The organism is Deinococcus pimensis DSM 21231, assembly GCF_000519345.1.
GTDB classification, from domain to species: Bacteria; Deinococcota; Deinococci; order Deinococcales; family Deinococcaceae; genus Deinococcus_A; species Deinococcus_A pimensis.
In genome coordinates, this window is record NZ_KI912638.1 from 1 (window position 1) to 1,472 (window position 1,472).

Genomic DNA, 1,472 nt, shown 5'->3' on the forward strand with positions numbered 1-1,472 from the left:
TCCACGGCGAGGACGCGCAGGGTGTCGGCGGCGGCGGTGCCGCGCAGCATGTAGGAAGCCTTCGTCACCCGACCAGTGTAGGGAACGCCGGGCGCGGACAATAGGAGAAAATTGCCATTCCTGCGCGTGAAGCAGGCAGGCAATCTGATACGAAGGCGCTCAAGTGAGGCCCAAGGGCCGTTGACCTCCCACGCACCCGCACCCCACGCGCGCCCGCACAGACTGGAGCATGACGGACGACAGCAAGCTCAGCGGCATCCCGCCCCTCGGCCGCAGCGTCGAGGAGATCGAGGCCGAGGACGGCAACCGCGTCAACCCCGACACCCCCCGCGAGGAGCACGGCGGCGACATCCCGCCCATCCCCGTCCTCGGCGGCCCCAGCGGCACCGCGCTGCCCGCGCGCGGCACCCGCAGCAGCCTGCTCGACGCGGAGGTCGGCGGCGACACCTCCCGCGCCGGCAGGGGCGAGGGCGACGATCCCACCGACAACGAGGGCGCCTGACATGACCGACGACAAGCTCTCCGACATTCCCCCGCTGGGCCGCAGCGCGGAGGAGGTCGAGGCGGACGCGGGCAACCGCGTCAACCCGCCCTCCACCCGCGAGGACCACGCCGGGGATCAGACGATCGCGCCCCTGCCCATCGCGAACCCCGGCTCGCAGGGCGTGCCGGGCAACTTCACGTCCGGCAGCGCGCCCATCATCGGCGTGCTCGGCGTGGGCGGCAGGCTCCACGACGACGTGAACGACCACAGGGACCGCACCGACGAGGACGCCACCGACAACGGGGAGGCCTGACGTGACGGACCTCTCGCGCATCCCGCCCCTCGGCAGAAGCGCCGAGGAGATCGAGGCCGAGGACGCCAACCGCGTCAACCCGCCCGCGACGCGCACTCACGACGACGGCCCGAGCCTCGTGCCGCACGTGCCCGTCGCGAACACCGGCGTGACCGTCACCGGCAACGTGGACACGCTGGGCTCCACGCGCGCCGAGACGGAGGCGCCCGCCACGCTCGCCACCGAGGCGTGGAACCGCCGCGCGGGCGAGGACGACACCCAGGAGAACCCATGACGGACGACAGCCGACTCTCGGACATCCCGCCGCTCGGACGCAGCGTCGAGGAGGTCGAATCGGAATCCTCGAACCGCGTCAACCCCGACGCGCCCGGCGAGGCGCGCCGCACCGTCGTGGACGAGGCCTTCCCGACGAACCAGACGAACCTCTCCACCATCCCCGCCGCCGGGGCGGTCGGGCCCGCCCTGCGCGAACGCGAGGGCGCCGGGCCCGAGAATCGCGACAACGACCTGCCCGACGAGAGAGATTAGGACGTCAGGTCGCGCGGGCGGTACGAGGCGGCCTCCGCGAGGTGCGCCTCCTCCACGTCCGCGTCGCCCGCGAGATCCGCGACGGTGCGCGCCACGCGCAGCAGACGGTCGTAGCCGCGCCCCGTGAGGCCCAGCGAGCGCGCCGCC

General features: G+C 73.2%; 5 protein-coding genes. 4 read left to right on the top strand and 1 reads right to left on the bottom strand.

Features of this window, described 5'->3' with window-relative positions; genetic code table 11:
- The first annotated feature begins 229 nt into the window (after positions 1 to 229).
- Genes DEIPI_RS30045 through DEIPI_RS30050 form a run of 4 tightly spaced genes read left to right on the top strand, consistent with a single transcriptional unit; the run spans position 230 to position 1,325 of the window.
- On the top strand, positions 230 to 502 hold the full coding sequence (locus DEIPI_RS30045; RefSeq protein WP_045234055.1) for a hypothetical protein: 273 nt from the start codon (positions 230 to 232) through the stop codon (positions 500 to 502).
- A 1-nt stretch (position 503) separates the two neighbouring features.
- Complete coding sequence (locus DEIPI_RS0110155) at positions 504 to 797, top strand: hypothetical protein (RefSeq protein ID WP_027481712.1); 294 nt, start codon at positions 504 to 506, stop codon at positions 795 to 797.
- A gap of 1 nt (position 798) precedes the next feature.
- Positions 799 to 1,071 (top strand): hypothetical protein, encoded by a 273-nt coding sequence (locus DEIPI_RS0110160; RefSeq protein WP_027481713.1) that lies wholly within the window; start codon positions 799 to 801, stop codon positions 1,069 to 1,071.
- Entirely contained in the window at positions 1,068 to 1,325 is a 258-nt protein-coding gene (locus tag DEIPI_RS30050) for a hypothetical protein (protein WP_045234056.1), read from the top strand. Before DEIPI_RS0110160 ends, DEIPI_RS30050 begins: the two co-directional genes overlap by 4 nt.
- Here the strand turns inward: DEIPI_RS30050 and DEIPI_RS36585 are convergent.
- On the bottom strand, positions 1,322 to 1,472 hold a 151-nt coding region (locus DEIPI_RS36585), incomplete at its 5' end, for a magnesium chelatase subunit ChlI family protein (protein WP_483782848.1). The genes DEIPI_RS30050 and DEIPI_RS36585 overlap by 4 nt on opposite strands.

Coding starts and splice junctions, on each gene's coding strand:
- DEIPI_RS30050 (WP_045234056.1), top strand. CDS start 1,068: ATGACGGACGACAGCCGACTCTCGGACATCCCGCCGCTCGGACGCAGC.
- DEIPI_RS0110155 (WP_027481712.1), top strand. CDS start 504: ATGACCGACGACAAGCTCTCCGACATTCCCCCGCTGGGCCGCAGCGCG.
- DEIPI_RS30045 (WP_045234055.1), top strand. CDS start 230: ATGACGGACGACAGCAAGCTCAGCGGCATCCCGCCCCTCGGCCGCAGC.